This is a genomic window from Peribacillus sp. TH16 (genome assembly GCF_016651095.1).
Lineage (GTDB): Bacteria > Bacillota > Bacilli > Bacillales > DSM-1321 > Peribacillus > Peribacillus butanolivorans.
Genome location: NZ_JAEKEM010000009.1, coordinates 2,963,880 through 2,977,320, shown reverse-complemented (window position 1 = coordinate 2,977,320; position 13,441 = coordinate 2,963,880). Strand labels below are relative to the sequence as shown.

General features: G+C 39.2%; 13 protein-coding genes and 2 tRNA genes. 2 read left to right on the top strand and 13 right to left on the bottom strand.

Annotated features, from left to right (window positions below; translation table 11 throughout):
* Positions 1-100 precede the first annotated feature (100 nt).
* From hpt to spoIIE, 5 genes are all read right to left on the bottom strand, one after another.
* A complete protein-coding gene (gene hpt / locus JFV29_RS28415; RefSeq protein ID WP_053349019.1) occupies positions 101-640 on the bottom strand; it encodes a hypoxanthine phosphoribosyltransferase in 540 nt (179 codons plus the stop codon).
* 32 nt (positions 641-672) lie between these two features.
* Positions 673-2,067, bottom strand: coding sequence for a tRNA lysidine(34) synthetase TilS (gene tilS, locus JFV29_RS28410; protein ID WP_201187818.1), 1,395 nt, complete (start codon positions 2,065-2,067; stop codon positions 673-675).
* Positions 2,068-2,161: 94 nt separating this feature from the next.
* On the bottom strand, positions 2,162-3,145 hold the full coding sequence (locus tag JFV29_RS28405; protein WP_397329228.1) for a protein kinase domain-containing protein: 984 nt from the start codon (positions 3,143-3,145) through the stop codon (positions 2,162-2,164).
* The gene (locus tag JFV29_RS28400; protein WP_053348980.1) at positions 3,111-3,848 is read right to left on the bottom strand and encodes a VWA domain-containing protein; all 738 of its coding nucleotides are present in this window, start codon (positions 3,846-3,848) and stop codon (positions 3,111-3,113) included. Before JFV29_RS28400 ends, JFV29_RS28405 begins: the two co-directional genes overlap by 35 nt.
* Positions 3,849-4,056: 208 nt before the next feature.
* Positions 4,057-6,531, bottom strand: coding sequence for a stage II sporulation protein E (gene spoIIE / locus JFV29_RS28395; protein ID WP_201187816.1), 2,475 nt, complete (start codon positions 6,529-6,531; stop codon positions 4,057-4,059).
* Positions 6,532-6,858: 327 nt separating this feature from the next.
* Here spoIIE and JFV29_RS28390 point away from each other — a divergent pair.
* Positions 6,859-6,932 (top strand) — tRNA-Met (locus JFV29_RS28390).
* A gap of 18 nt (positions 6,933-6,950) precedes the next feature.
* Positions 6,951-7,022 (top strand) — tRNA-Glu (locus JFV29_RS28385).
* A 200-nt stretch (positions 7,023-7,222) separates the two neighbouring features.
* On the opposite strand, the gene JFV29_RS28380 is transcribed toward JFV29_RS28385, so the two are convergent.
* From JFV29_RS28380 to spoVT, 8 genes are all read right to left on the bottom strand, one after another.
* The gene (locus JFV29_RS28380) at positions 7,223-7,678 is read right to left on the bottom strand and encodes a S1 domain-containing RNA-binding protein (RefSeq protein WP_201187814.1); all 456 of its coding nucleotides are present in this window, start codon (positions 7,676-7,678) and stop codon (positions 7,223-7,225) included.
* A gap of 79 nt (positions 7,679-7,757) precedes the next feature.
* Positions 7,758-8,120 carry an FtsB family cell division protein gene (locus JFV29_RS28375; protein WP_309446321.1) on the bottom strand — a complete coding sequence of 121 codons (363 nt, stop codon included), beginning with the start codon at positions 8,118-8,120 and terminating at the stop codon, positions 7,758-7,760.
* A 37-nt stretch (positions 8,121-8,157) separates the two neighbouring features.
* Positions 8,158-8,790: a spore cortex biosynthesis protein YabQ gene (gene yabQ / locus JFV29_RS28370; RefSeq protein ID WP_201187812.1), complete on the bottom strand. Its 633-nt coding sequence runs from the start codon at positions 8,788-8,790 to the stop codon at positions 8,158-8,160.
* Positions 8,787-9,095, bottom strand: a complete 309-nt coding sequence (gene yabP, locus JFV29_RS28365) for a sporulation protein YabP (RefSeq protein ID WP_053348985.1) — start codon at positions 9,093-9,095, stop codon at positions 8,787-8,789. The genes yabQ and yabP overlap by 4 nt, the downstream gene beginning before the upstream one ends.
* Positions 9,096-9,170: 75 nt before the next feature.
* The gene (locus JFV29_RS28360) at positions 9,171-9,434 is read right to left on the bottom strand and encodes an RNA-binding S4 domain-containing protein (RefSeq protein WP_034316386.1); all 264 of its coding nucleotides are present in this window, start codon (positions 9,432-9,434) and stop codon (positions 9,171-9,173) included.
* Positions 9,435-9,457: 23 nt separating this feature from the next.
* A complete protein-coding gene (gene mazG, locus JFV29_RS28355; protein WP_201187810.1) occupies positions 9,458-10,930 on the bottom strand; it encodes a nucleoside triphosphate pyrophosphohydrolase in 1,473 nt (490 codons plus the stop codon).
* A 4-nt stretch (positions 10,931-10,934) separates the two neighbouring features.
* A complete protein-coding gene (locus JFV29_RS28350) occupies positions 10,935-12,545 on the bottom strand; it encodes a putative polysaccharide biosynthesis protein (protein WP_201187808.1) in 1,611 nt (536 codons plus the stop codon).
* A gap of 222 nt (positions 12,546-12,767) precedes the next feature.
* Entirely contained in the window at positions 12,768-13,304 is a 537-nt protein-coding gene (gene spoVT, locus JFV29_RS28345; protein WP_053348988.1) for a stage V sporulation protein T, read from the bottom strand.
* Positions 13,305-13,441 lie beyond the last annotated feature (137 nt).

Here is a 13,441-nt window from a genome sequence, read left to right as displayed (position 1 = left end):
GGGTAAACAAACTATAGTAAATACTATCATATAAAATTAATGAATTACAATAATTTAACACCGCTGTTTTTATCTGGTCTTCTCTTTCAAACAGGTACTATTAATTCGAGTAAATTTCAGGCTTTAATATGCCAATATACGGGAGATTACGATATTTTTCTGCAAAATCAAGACCGTATCCGACAACAAATGCGTCTGGTACGATAAATCCAAAATAGTCCGGAGTAATATCTGCTTTCCTGCCTGTTGGTTTATCTAATAAGGTAACGATTTTAATTGATTTTGCTTTTCTATAACGGAAAAGTTCAGCAAGGTAGCTCAGGGTCAAACCGCTGTCGATAATGTCTTCAATAATTAAAATATCACGGCCTTCTACTGATGTATCAAGATCTTTAATGATTTTCACTTCACCAGAAGATACAGTGGAGTTGCCGTAGCTTGAAACATCCATGAAGTCCATTTCAAGGTGTGTATCCACACGTTTTAGTAAATCTGACATAAATGGCATGGCGCCTTTTAGCACACCGATAGCCAACGGAAACTTACCTTGGTAATCAGCTTCAAGCTGTGCTCCAAGTTCCCTGATTTTTTTTTGAAGTTCTTCCTCAGTTATTAAAACTTTTTCAATGTCATTTTGCATGGTCATTGTAATTAATTGCCCCCCATGAAGAATTAAGCTTTTTTATATTCTAAGTAGATTAAAGATGTTTCATCAGAAATTATATCCGGTTCAACATTCGATTTTTTCAAGCCAGGAAGCCAAATAACCGTTCCTGCCTGATCGACGATAACCGGCCATACATTTCTTTCTAGCAACGGGATTTTTTCATTAATAAAAATCTCCTTCAACTTTTTACTTCCACCCAATCCCTTAACTGCCATCCGTTCGCCTTCATTCCTAGTTCGGACTGTAAGCGGAAACTGAACCGCGGATTCGGGAAGAATAAAAGAATAGTTTCCTCTAAGAACGGGAATTTCTTCTTTTATATAGTGCGCTTTAATCTTATATCCATTCGGAAGAATAGTCTCACCGGGAATTTGTAATTTAAGGGAATATTTTTGGCTTTCTTGCCGAAAAAATCTAAAGGTACAAGTTTTATATGATTTTTCCGCAATAAGGCCCTCCGGAAGATGCAATTCTGCAGATGGTTGAGGATTTAAAAACAAAGCTAAAAGTTGGTCAATATGTAATGCTGAAAGCGATGAAGGTCTCTCCAAATAAAGATAGTTTAATATTAGTTGAATCGCTCTTCTTTGTAAAGGTTTAGGCATCGCCAGAACCCTATCAATCTGAATTACTGCATAATCTTTTTCCTGTTGAGCCCAAACCTCAGGCATTTTGCTTGAGACAAGGTTCAGAAAAAACTCTTCATCTTCATAAAGTTCTTCACTAAAGCGTTGAAAATGATCGTGAACCTTTCTATTTTCTTTCTTTAAAAATGGAAGAACTTCATGTCTAAAACGGTTTCTTACATAGTCATCTTTTTCGTTGCTCGGGTCATACCTTGGCTCAAGTTTATGAATACCCGCATATTCAATTATTTCGTCTTTGGTAAGTTCAAGAAAGGGCCTTATTAGATAACCGGTATGAAAAGGTCTCTTTAGAGGAATGCCCGCTCTGGCCTTACCTGTCGCCCCTCTTGTTAAACGCATGAGCACCGTTTCAATTTGATCATCTCCATGATGCCCTAAAACAAGAGTGGAGGTTTGGTGTTTAGCCATCATTTCTTCATAGAAAGCAAAACGTAACTTTCTTGAAGTTAATTGGGAGCTTTCTCCTGTCTGTTCTATATAGGCTGGTACGTCGATCCTTCTACCTTCAAAAACGATGCCCCACTGTTCACATATTTGTTCGACATACTTATAATCTTCGTAGGATTCCTCGCCACGGAACATATGGTCAACACTCGCTACAGTTAACTCGTAATGAAAAAGAGGTTGAACTTGCTTTAGAAAATGGAGAAGAACCAATGAGTCAGGACCCCCAGAAACACCTACAAGCAACTTCGACTTTTCCTGAATTAATTCGTTTCTATAAATGGTCTTAAGAACTTTTTCCTTTAACATACAATCTTCCTTCTTTTATGGACAGGTATTATTTTATACGATTCAAACATGAAATGGTTTCAAATATTCCATGTTGGTAACGTATTTAACTATATCATAACAACTGTTCATATATGTAAAGAACATAGAGTATCGATATTATGGCAACCAGCAAAAAGGTTTCAAAAAAACCTCCCTTCATTTTTTTAGAATGACTCTGAGACCTTCTTGCTTGTCTCGTTGTAGCTTGCCTTGTCGCAGCTTGACTCGAGGGCTTTTTCTTTAAATGATTTTGATTACTTAGCATAGTAACTAGGTCCTCCCGCATTTGTAATGCTGAATCATACTTCCCGAGTAGTGCTTTATCTAGCATCTTTCTATATGGGTGTAATTCCTTTTTCTGCTTAATCAAGTCGATAAGCTGCCGATACCCCTCCCCTTTCTTGTGAAAACGTGCAGGATAGGCAGAATTGATGATTATCATCGCTACCGCGAACAAATCATATTGTGGATCAGCCTTTCTTGACCCAAGTCCCCAATAACCTCTGTCGAAGAACTCGGTGAACTCTTTAACAGATCTACCAATCAAGGTTGTCCCACCAACATCTACACATCGGACTTTGTAGGCTGGAGAGGTCACTATTAAATTCTCAGGTTTTAAATCACCGAATACCCAGCCATTTGTATGCAAAGCTGACAAACTAGTTAATAACTGAAGCATTAAGACACCAATCCACGATGATCCTTTTTTTTCAATAAAACGCAAAAAATCGTGCCCATGGATATATTCCATAACATAAAAAGGTAGCTGCTTTCCTGTTTCCATAAAGTCGTCCGCTTCCAAAAAGGAAGGTCCAAGGGTAGACCCCTGGACCTTGGAAAAGGATTTTAGGATATTCATCTCTGAAATAATAGACGTCCCATTATCACTGAGCTTAAGCGCATAATGACGATTTTCACTTTCCACCAAATAGACAATCCCGTTAGCGCCACACCCCAATTCCTTGATAATTTTGTACCGGTTTTTATTCCACTTTCCAGTGATTAAGCTGCCAGGAAGGAGTTTACATTGATTCCTCAAAGTATTGTTCATCATCATGTGATAACAATCCCCTCAATGAACGTTTTTTATTAAAATAAGATAAAGCTTCACGAATTGCTGGCCCTGTTGGAGTGAGCCCACCTGTACTAAGCTTAGGGAAAGTTGCCGTCAAAGCTTCAAGGTTCGGGGTCCAATCAAGCAACTTTTCCACATCATTTCTTTTCCCAGGAAATACGAATACGGAAAATCGGCTGTCACCCATTCTTGCATTCATACTTAGGGAAAGATCTAATAAGGATTCTTTTACAGTTGGCAGCTTATGTTTCATACTCGCACTTGTATCGACAAGAATTAGCACTTCAAGCTTGCTAGTTTCCCCAAGCTCATCAACCACCTCCATCACTTCTCCTCGTTTATCCGGAGGGAGATCTTCCATTGTTCTTGAATCACCTAATATTTGTTGAAGTTCACGATTAATAACTCCCTGTATGGTTTGAGTCATTGCCTTTTGGGTAACCATTTGGACGGTTTGTGACAACTGCTGTGCATAGACAATTTGGCTTACACCACCCCCGGAACCAGCAATCTTCTCAATTTCTTTAAGTCCCTTTTCATCTATCACATCATTTTCCATGACACCTATGACATTGATGGTTATGCCTTGCTCCCGTGCTAAAGCAGCCATAGCAGCCGGCTCCTCACCATGATTTGAACAGCCGTCGGTAATAAGCAAAACCTGTCTTAATGTTCCTGCTTTCATGTTTGGCTCTCCCTTCCATTCAATCTATTACCATAATTGACTAAAAGGGGATAATTTATACACAAAAAACACACACTACCAAGTCACATTTCTTATACACTTTGGCAGGGGATCCATGGAGTTAACCAACTATTTCTTTACATAGCTGCCAACATAACACCTCGTTTGTAGACGACCTCCTTATCTTAATTTATGGAAAGATTTCTCGTTACTGAGCCTTTTTCCGTTTTGGTGAAACGGGGATGGATGCCCATTTCGGTGTATTATGTTTAATTTTTGAGGTTACCACTGTCATATCATCATCTATGATCCCTTTTGTTCGAATGACCTCTTCTAATATTAAATCAGATATTTCCTGTGGGTCATCTGTCTCCATTTCCTTGATTTTTCGTTTAAGCCAGAACTCGATATTTTCCACATGAGAGGGACCATCGAATACCCCATCACTCATCATTATTAAAATATCCCCTGCCTTTAGCTCCTCGGATACGACATCAACATCGAAATCCTGGATGATACCCATCGGCAGGTTACTTGATTCAATTTTAATGATTTTATCCCCCCTTTTAATGAAACTTGGTATCGAACATATTTTTAAAAACTTAGCCTTTGCATCCTGAAGGTCAATCATTGCCAGATCAAGAGTTGAAAATATTTCATCGGTCGTGCGAAGGGATAATACGGAGTTTACGGATTTAATGGCTATTTTTTCTTCTATTCCCGATTGTAAAAATTTTTGTAGCAGCTTCAAAGTCTCGGTGCTTTCAAAATGGGCCCTTTCCCCATTACCCATCCCATCACTAATGGCTATTGCAAATTTGCCGCAACCAATTTCCATGGTCGTATAACTATCTCCTGAAACAAGCCCTCCCCCCTTGGCAGCATGAGCCACACCCGTTTCGACCGTGAATTTTTTTGCTGACCTAAATATCACCTCACATTGCCCGTTTGGATAAGTTGCACACTCTTCGGAATGTACAACAATCGTTTCTCCTAAAATGTCTGAAAGCATAGGTGCAATCAACTTCTCACATTCCCCTCTGCCTTGGCAGTATGGGACACTCATCTCTATATCAACACCTCCCTGTTCAAGGCTGTATATTTCCACATAACCGATATGCAGGCCAAAATCCTGAATGGCCTCCATAATGGATTCCTCGTGTAAATGATGATTCTTCCTTTCCCTTTGAATTTCTTTCGCGAAATCATCCATCACTGCAGAAACTCCACGTAGTTGGTCCGCCACTAGCTTCCTGCTTTCTTTCACCTGCCTTTTTAACTTTTGGTTTGCTTCAAAGTAAGTAAGTTCCTGAGAAATTGCCCCAATGACCTGCGGCCCACGACTACAGTATTTCCCCCATTCTTTTGAAGTTTTTTGGGGGAGCTGTCCATTATTTTCACTTAATTGAAGCATAATTTCCTGCATACCGTCATAGGTTGTATTAAAGTTTTTAGCCCAGCATTGTTCCTTTTTAAAGCAGATTTGGCACGTTTTTTCAGTTACATTACTTAAAAAATAATCGAACTCTTTCTCATCTTCCTCCAATCTTCCTCGTTCATCTATTTGGGAAAAGCTATTTGAGAGCGCCTCAAATACATGAGAGAATTGTTCCACTCTTTGGGCGGTAACGTCCCTCACTTTCCGGGCATACTGTTGCTGTTCATCCGAGTTCTCTACGGTCCCGGGTATATGCTTTGCTATTTTATTGATTATGGAAGATGGTGTTAAAATAAATAACACCACAGCTATAAGTGATTCATAGAGGGTAACCATAATATTATTAGTTCCCTCTCCGTATAGACCAATTAGTAACGTAGCAATTAACAGGCCTGCCGCAACCCCTATCTTCCTACCCTCCTTCAACAAACCACCGAGCAGGCCTGAAAAAGCGAGGAGGCTCATTTGATAAAGGCTGGCTATACTCGCTAAGCTGAATATTAATCCGGTAACGACACCTACAGTGGAGCCTATGGCGGCCCCTCCCGCCAGCCCGAATAGGAGGACAAGGTACCGTGAAAATATATGATCGAGTGACAGGTCATATATCATCCACCCAATTGTTCCGGTCATCACCGACGCGAGTAGAATGATAATGCTGACGATCTCTTCTGTCTTTAAAGATTGTGACTTTGTCCGTATTGATAGCAGCGGGATGGACTGTATGAAAATTAAAGTTAAAATCATGGCGAGCCCCGCCTCTACTCCTATCATCATCAGGTCGTACAGCTGAATCGTTCGAAACACAAGATATTGCTCGGCCAGGTTTACCAGGAAGAGTGAAGCAAAGACGTACATCGACATCGTCTTAAATTGCCCTTCTACGGCCGGCTTCTTGATTTTATGAAATAAGAGAAGCAGGAACGCCGATGTAAAGATGACTAAACTATTAGAATAGTGAACGGTGAGCCCCCCAGCGATTAAGCCAAACAGTGCGAGTGGAGCTCGGTCACGTCTCATGAGAAAAACGGCTGCGAAAAACGGAAGCCCAAATGGTGCTAACTGCGAAAGAATTAATGCTCGTCCTAATAAAAAACCGATAATGGCTAAAGAGATACCTTTCTTTATAAAGATATCATCTGTTTTCGTTTGCAGCTGTTGGATCCAATTGATGGCTCCCTCCTTTGCTTCTTTTAACTGAACATCCCCAAGAGGTTCCATCATAGGTCTTTCTACTTTTTCCATTTCAACACCCCATTCATATTAGTGATTTTTATTATATAGAGGGCTTAACCATTTTTTTGTCAGAATTTTAAAAGCGCAAATGAAAAACGTTCGACGAAATTCTCCTTGAACAATCATTTGTATACAGGTTTTTATACCTTTTTTTAAAATACAGAAACAGGCGTTCTTTTTTTTTAAAGGAAAAGCAAAGTTTTTAGGTTATTTTTGTGGAAAATAACACGAATATATCTTTAAAAAATGGAAACCGACAATCTTTCTTTTTTTTGTTGACAATCTTTCCTCACGAATGTAAGATATAACTTGTGCTTCAGTAGCACTTACCATTATGGCGGCGTAGCTCAGCTGGCTAGAGCGTACGGTTCATACCCGTGAGGTCGGGGGTTCGATCCCCTCTGCCGCTATCTTTTAATATTAATTTTGGCCCGTTGGTCAAGCGGTTAAGACACCGCCCTTTCACGGCGGTAACACGGGTTCGAATCCCGTACGGGTCATCACATATAAAAAAAGCGCCTCAGCACACTCAATCGAGAAAGTGTACATGAGGTGCTTTTTTTATTGGTATTGAAGGCGAATCTAATAAGAGAAACACCTTTATATATATAAAAGAAGACAAGCCAGCAAGCTTGCCTTTATCTACACTATGAATAATTTCACAGGAAAAGTTGCTAATCTATTATTTTCAGCAGCAGTTTTATCCGCGTCTTCCTCCTCGACCTCCCCGTTTTGTTTCGGTGCTACGTTTAAGGGTTGTTAAGCGGTCTTCGCTATCTTTTAAGAATTTAGCCATTTTTTGCTCAAAGTTTTCCTTGGGTTGGAAACTACTACCTTTTGAGCGGAAGTCTTTGGAACGGTTGTCGTTCCCTCTTCCTTGGCGCGGACGTGGTGTGTATGCAGGTTTTTGCTCGCCTTCAGGACGGTCTATTGCTTTTTTAATGGACAAGCCAATTTTGCCATCTTTCACATTGATGACTTTCACTTCAACTGTATCGCCCACTTTTAAGTGATCATTAATATCTTTGACATAGTTATCTGCTACTTCACTGATATGGACAAGACCTGTTGAACCTTGAGGGAGCTCTACAAATGCACCAAAATTAGTTATGCCTGTTACTTTACCTTGTAACTTGCTGCCTACTTCGATTGACATAAAAAAAATGTTCCTCCTTAGAAATGTTAAAAATCTCTTCACACTATATTATAACGAAAGTAAAAAAACAGTGTCAATATTAGTCACTATCTTCCTTTGCTTTTGGAAGATTAAAAATGATTTCACCATTGTCCGATAAGAAATAATCTCGTCTTGCTATTTTAGCAATATAGTCATCATCATTGAGTTTTACAATTTCTTCTTTAAGAAGGGTTTCACCTTTTTCCAATTTAGCTAACTTTACTTCTAATTTTTCTTTCTGCTGTACTTTTTCATCTAGTGCAACATTTTGCGTAATGAGGGTGGAAACAGCCAAAATCAAAAAGATAGCGGCGAAAACTGAATACAGTGTTAATCTACGCATAAGACCACGCTTCTTTTTTTCAACAGTTTGTACTTTTTTCTCTTGTAGAGCGACGTAGGGATTTTCTATTTTTGCCACTTTCCTCTTCCGAAGGCTACTCATGTTTTATCACTCCTCATTTCTTTTTAGTTCTCCATCTAATTACCATGCTAACTATAGAATTCTTTATTTTCAATAAAATCCCTTTTCCTTTATTATAAAACTTCCCGACGTTTTTTGTAACAAAAACCGGCAATAAATTCCATATCCTTATTAGTATCCATTTTAAAGGTTTCCAAAAAACATTTAAAATAAAGAGAATTATTTTCCCTATCCATTTTAAAAGGACTAAAACAAATCTGCCCATACCTATGATGATGGAAATTGCAGTAACTATTACCCATTTTATCGGAAGAAATATCAGCATTTGAACCGATTTAGTTAAAAATCTGACCACCTTTATTACCAGTAAAATCAAAAACTCTAAAAAGCGTTGATAGACTCCTTTAAAAAGTGCTTGATATGCTGAAAAACCGCATAATAAGGCCAAAAATAAATATAGGCGAAACTCTCCTTCATTCACTAAAAACAAAACATAAAAAATAAGGAGACCCTGAATAATCCAGAAAAGAAAATCATGGAGGAAGACAATCCACCTCTTCCTTACTGAACGCTTCAGGAACCGGTTATACGTATCGAGGGCAGCTCCAAAACAACTGCCCATGCCTATCATCGCAAGCAACGTATAAAATTGGATCGTTAAGGTCATTTGAACAGCTTGCCAAAGAAGCCTTTAGCTTTCTCCCCGGATTGCTCATCTAAATATACAAGGTCAAAAATCTTCCCCTTGATTGAAACAATCCCTTTATCTACGTCTAAATTCTTCATTTGCAAGTTCTGACCACGTATAGATAAGAAGCCCATTGACGTTTCAAGCAAAAATTCTTCATTATCAAAGCTTTCCACTTGTTTTACTCCGGTAATATCCAATAAACGGCGGCCTTTCATCGTTACATCATGCTCTTGGATTGTTCCCTTTGTGTAACCAGCATTCGGATCAATATATTGGCTCATTTTTCATCCCTCACAGTACCACTGATTTTGTACAAGTGTATGTCCGTAAGAGGGAAATTAGAACAAAGCCCGTCCTTACTCCTCTGCTAGCTTTTCTTCTTTTACGATTGTATACATATCGGCAGCAGCTTCTTTTTTCGTCGTTTCTTGAATTTTGTCAACGCGTACCGTGACTAGCTTTTGACCAAAACGTACGGTTAATTCATCACCATCTTTTACATTCGAGCTTGCTTTAGCCTGTTGGCCGTTAATTGTAATTCTCCCTTTATCCGCTACTTCTTTAGCAAGAGTTCGACGCTTAATCAACCTTGATACTTTTAAGAATTTATCTAATCTCATCGACATACAATTCTCTCCTTTAATTAAAGTCCTTTAGCTTTTGCCTCATCCCAATATGAATCCAGTTCTTCTAATGTATAATCAGAAAACTTCTTGTCTTCCCTTTGAATACGCTCTTCGATATATGTAAAACGCTGGTGAAACTTCTGGTTTGCTTTATAGACAGCTTCTTCTGCTTGTATGTCATAATAGCGCGAAATGTTGACAATCGCAAAAAAGAGGTCTCCCAATTCGGATTTGATCCGGTTGATATCCGGATTCGGGTTCAGTATCTCATCTTCAAGTTCCTGCACTTCTTCTTTAACCTTTTTCCACGCTTCAGAAACCTCATCCCAGTCAAATCCGACCTTCGCAGCCCTTTTTTGATACTCCTCAGCACGAAGTAAGTTTGGCAGCGATTTTTCTATACCATCTAGAATGGATTGTGGAACATTTTTCTCGCTTCCTTTTTCTTCTTCCTTGATTTTCTGCCAGTTCACTACAACATCTTCTTCACCGGTCACTTCTATATCTCCAAACACATGAGGGTGGCGTCGAACCATTTTTGCTGTAATTCCTTCGATCACATCATCTATTGTGAACATGCCCTCATCCTCTCCGATTTGCGCATGAAGCATCACTTGAAGGAGTACGTCCCCTAGTTCACCAATCATGCCCTCATCGTCCTCGGCATCAATGGAATCAATAAGTTCGTATGCCTCTTCTATTAGATATTTCTTCAAGCTTTGATGAGTTTGTTTCTTATCCCAAGGACATCCGTCAGGTCCCCTCAGTTCCGCGATGATCTGTCGCAACTTAGAAAATTCACGATACTGTAATGCATCTTCTTTAACGGGTGGCACATAGACACTCGTTAAGTTACTTAACTCCATTTGGCGGTCCAGTTCATAAAGTGCACATTTTGTTACTTTTTCCTGGCTACTGCCTGCCGCTGTAACGATATATACCTCGTAGTCATCTGGAAGCTTTTCCATCAAAGTCAACTTCACATTGGAAGCACTGAACGCGTCATACACCTGCCCGATTATCATATGCTGTCTAATATGCAGGTCATCTGGTGAAAGAGCAGTTCCATCTAGAAGCTGAAATCCTTCAATTGGGTCAATTTGAACGGCCTGAAATAACGGGTCAAGAAAACTTTGTCCTCCCTCAAGCTTAATAGCAATACCTCTAGCTGGACCTTTCTCTAGCAAGAGTTGGACTGTTTTTTCTGCAACCATTGGATGCCCTGGAACCGCGTACAGAACAGAACTATTTACAGCTTCTTGTAATAATGCTTCTGAAATTTCTTCGTATACCTCTTCAAATTGATCGTGTTTTTCATATACCTTGTCAAAAGCAGTGAACTTAATTCCTTCAATTGTTAAATCTCTGATCACCGGATGATCTATCGTCCGGACGAAGCATTCTTTTGTCTTTGTTAATTTTTTATAAATCCCAAATGGAAGCTGGTCTAAATCGCCTGCCCCGAGTCCTATTATAGTAATCTCATTCATGATTTCATTTACTCCTATTCGTTATGATAAATCGTTTAAGCTTTGACCCTACAGGTATAAAGGAGAGTTCTTCCTGACTAAATAAACCTGCCCGAATGACTGCCATAACAAAAACAACTGCACCAATTCCCACACCAATCAATGCCTGAATTGTAGCTAACAGTCGGCTTTCATCTGGCAACACCACCTGAAATACGGTGTTGAATAACAGAACTGATGTACCCATGTAGACCGTACTCTTTAAAATTATAAACAGCTGCTTCTTTTCAATTAAAGGTTTTTTTATATGTACTTTCAATACTATATAAAACAATACAGTCATGATTATAAAGGCAAGTACTGTTGCTGAGGCTGCCCCTGCAATTTTGTAACGGGGCACAAGAACAAGGTTCAACGCCCATTTGCTGCACACCCCTACAATCGTAATGATCACCGGGGCAATCGAATACCCTAAACTTTGAATAACTGCCGCTTTCGCCATAATGAGCGATGTAAATAATATCGATAAGGAGAAAATTGCTAAAGTAATTGTCCCCTTATCGTCAGTAAACAGCATATAATTGACCGGTTTCATTGTTACTACCAACCCGATAGCGGCCGCCATTCCAATAGTCGCACTTACACGCAGTGCTAATTTTATCTTATTAAGCAATTCCTGTTTATTTCTCCTCTGAACGAATCCAGCAATAACTGGTACAAGTGCCAATGCAAAAGAGTTCGCCACGACTGTCCCTAGCTGTAGTAAGGGCTGTCCACGGTCATAAACCCCTTTCCATTCTTTTGCTTCTATTTCTCCCATCCCCGTTTCCCTTAATAGAGAATACAGGTGCAGTGAATCAACGAACTGAAACAAGATTAGAATAAGGCCCGTGATGCAAAAAGCCAAACCTTGAAAGATCAAAGCTTTGGAAATCCTGATGAAAATTGACGGTTTGATTTTCATTTGGGAAAAAAGCTTCCATTCTTCTCTTAAGAAAACGAAAACAAAAAGCAGTACCAGTCCTGTTATGCCACCCGTAATCGAACCAAAGACTGCTCCCTTACCGACATCATAATCAGAGTAATCCCAATACACCAATAGAGTAGACAACACCAGTATTGTTAAAACCCGGATACATTGTTCGGCGACCTGCGAACTTGCTGTAGGAATCATGTCGTTTATTCCTTGGAAGTAGCCCCTTAAAACAGAAGAAAACGGCATTAATAAATAGGAAAAAGCAATGATTCTCAGCAGACCTGATAGTTGAGGATCTTTCATCATCCCGGCAATCCATTCTGCCCCTAGGAACAGTGCAATAAACATGATAATCCCTAACGAACATAAGACGACAAACGAGGTCAATAAAATATCTTTAACCGCAAAACTATTTTTAGAAGACTCCCGTTCTGCAATTAGTTTAGATATGACAACCGGGAAGCCTAGTGTAGAGAGCGTTAAAGCAACCCCATAAAACGGATATACCTGCTGATAGATATAAAACCCGATATCTCCAGCTATGTTTTGATAAGGAATGCGATAGGCCGCACTCAAAATCTTTACGATAATCGCGGCTGCACTTAGGATTAACGCACCCCTGAAAAGTTCTTTTGAAGTTTTGTAAGGCTTTGCAGCCATTTTTTTTCCCCTTTTCACTCATATGTGGTAGTAATTATAGCATAATTGAGTGGTTGTTTTTCATAGGTTATCCATACTGTTAATGATTTTCCAATTTCCACAAAGAGGCTTGGGCCTCCCCGCTTTAAATGTTCCTCTATATTTTTTTGTCTTTATTAAAAGACAAAAAGGACAGCGATTGCTGCCCTTTTTACATCCAAAAATATAATGGCATGTCCTAACCTATTGTTCCATTTGTCTAGCTAGGAAACTTGCTGCTGTTTCAACCGATTTCTGTTCCACTTCACCTAATGTTCCTTCTTTAGAGAAAATCAAGACGGCACCAATCGGGTCACCACTCGCAATGATCGGAGCTGCTGTATATGATTGAATCTCTTCATCATTCGAATCCACGAAGGAAATCTGTCCATTTGGAGATTCCAGAACGGGATTTCTTTCTTCCATAATTTTTTCTACTAGTTCACTAACACTTTTATTTAAGTATTCTTTTTTAGATCCACCTGCCACTGCAATGTAAGTATCCCGGTCACAGATCATAACTGGGTTTCCAAGGCTATCATAAAGTGCTTCTGCATATTCTCTTGCAAAATCGCCTAATTCACTAATAGGAGAGTATTTCTTTAAGATGACTTCTCCATCTCTGTCCACAAAAATCTCTAATGGATCACCTTCACGAATGCGGAGAGTCCTTCGAATTTCTTTCGGGATGACAACTCTTCCTAAATCATCAATTCGGCGAACGATACCAGTTGCTTTCATCTAATGTTGCCTCACTTTCCTCTAATTGATTTGATAAATCCTCTTTTCGTAGCAAAATCAACACCAGCTATTGTACTTAGTATTTTTCTAATGGTAAGTTCTATGCACTTTGAAAAAATTTTTCTTTTTGATACACC

Excerpts from the sequence above, each read along its gene's own strand:
- yabQ (WP_201187812.1), bottom strand. The coding sequence starts at position 8,790 with ATGACCTTAACGATCCAATTTTATACGTTGCTTGCGATGATAGGCATG.
- JFV29_RS28350 (WP_201187808.1), bottom strand. The coding sequence starts at position 12,545 with ATGGCTGCAAAGCCTTACAAAACTTCAAAAGAACTTTTCAGGGGTGCG.
- JFV29_RS28380 (WP_201187814.1), bottom strand. The coding sequence starts at position 7,678 with ATGTCAATCGAAGTAGGCAGCAAGTTACAAGGTAAAGTAACAGGCATA.
- mazG (WP_201187810.1), bottom strand. The coding sequence starts at position 10,930 with ATGAATGAGATTACTATAATAGGACTCGGGGCAGGCGATTTAGACCAG.
- spoVT (WP_053348988.1), bottom strand. The coding sequence starts at position 13,304 with ATGAAAGCAACTGGTATCGTTCGCCGAATTGATGATTTAGGAAGAGTT.
- hpt (WP_053349019.1), bottom strand. The coding sequence starts at position 640 with ATGCAAAATGACATTGAAAAAGTTTTAATAACTGAGGAAGAACTTCAA.
- JFV29_RS28400 (WP_053348980.1), bottom strand. The coding sequence starts at position 3,848 with ATGAAAGCAGGAACATTAAGACAGGTTTTGCTTATTACCGACGGCTGT.
- tilS (WP_201187818.1), bottom strand. The coding sequence starts at position 2,067 with ATGTTAAAGGAAAAAGTTCTTAAGACCATTTATAGAAACGAATTAATT.
- JFV29_RS28405 (WP_397329228.1), bottom strand. The coding sequence starts at position 3,145 with ATGATGATGAACAATACTTTGAGGAATCAATGTAAACTCCTTCCTGGC.
- yabP (WP_053348985.1), bottom strand. The coding sequence starts at position 9,095 with ATGAGCCAATATATTGATCCGAATGCTGGTTACACAAAGGGAACAATC.
- spoIIE (WP_201187816.1), bottom strand. The coding sequence starts at position 6,531 with ATGGAAAAAGTAGAAAGACCTATGATGGAACCTCTTGGGGATGTTCAG.
- JFV29_RS28360 (WP_034316386.1), bottom strand. The coding sequence starts at position 9,434 with ATGAGATTAGATAAATTCTTAAAAGTATCAAGGTTGATTAAGCGTCGA.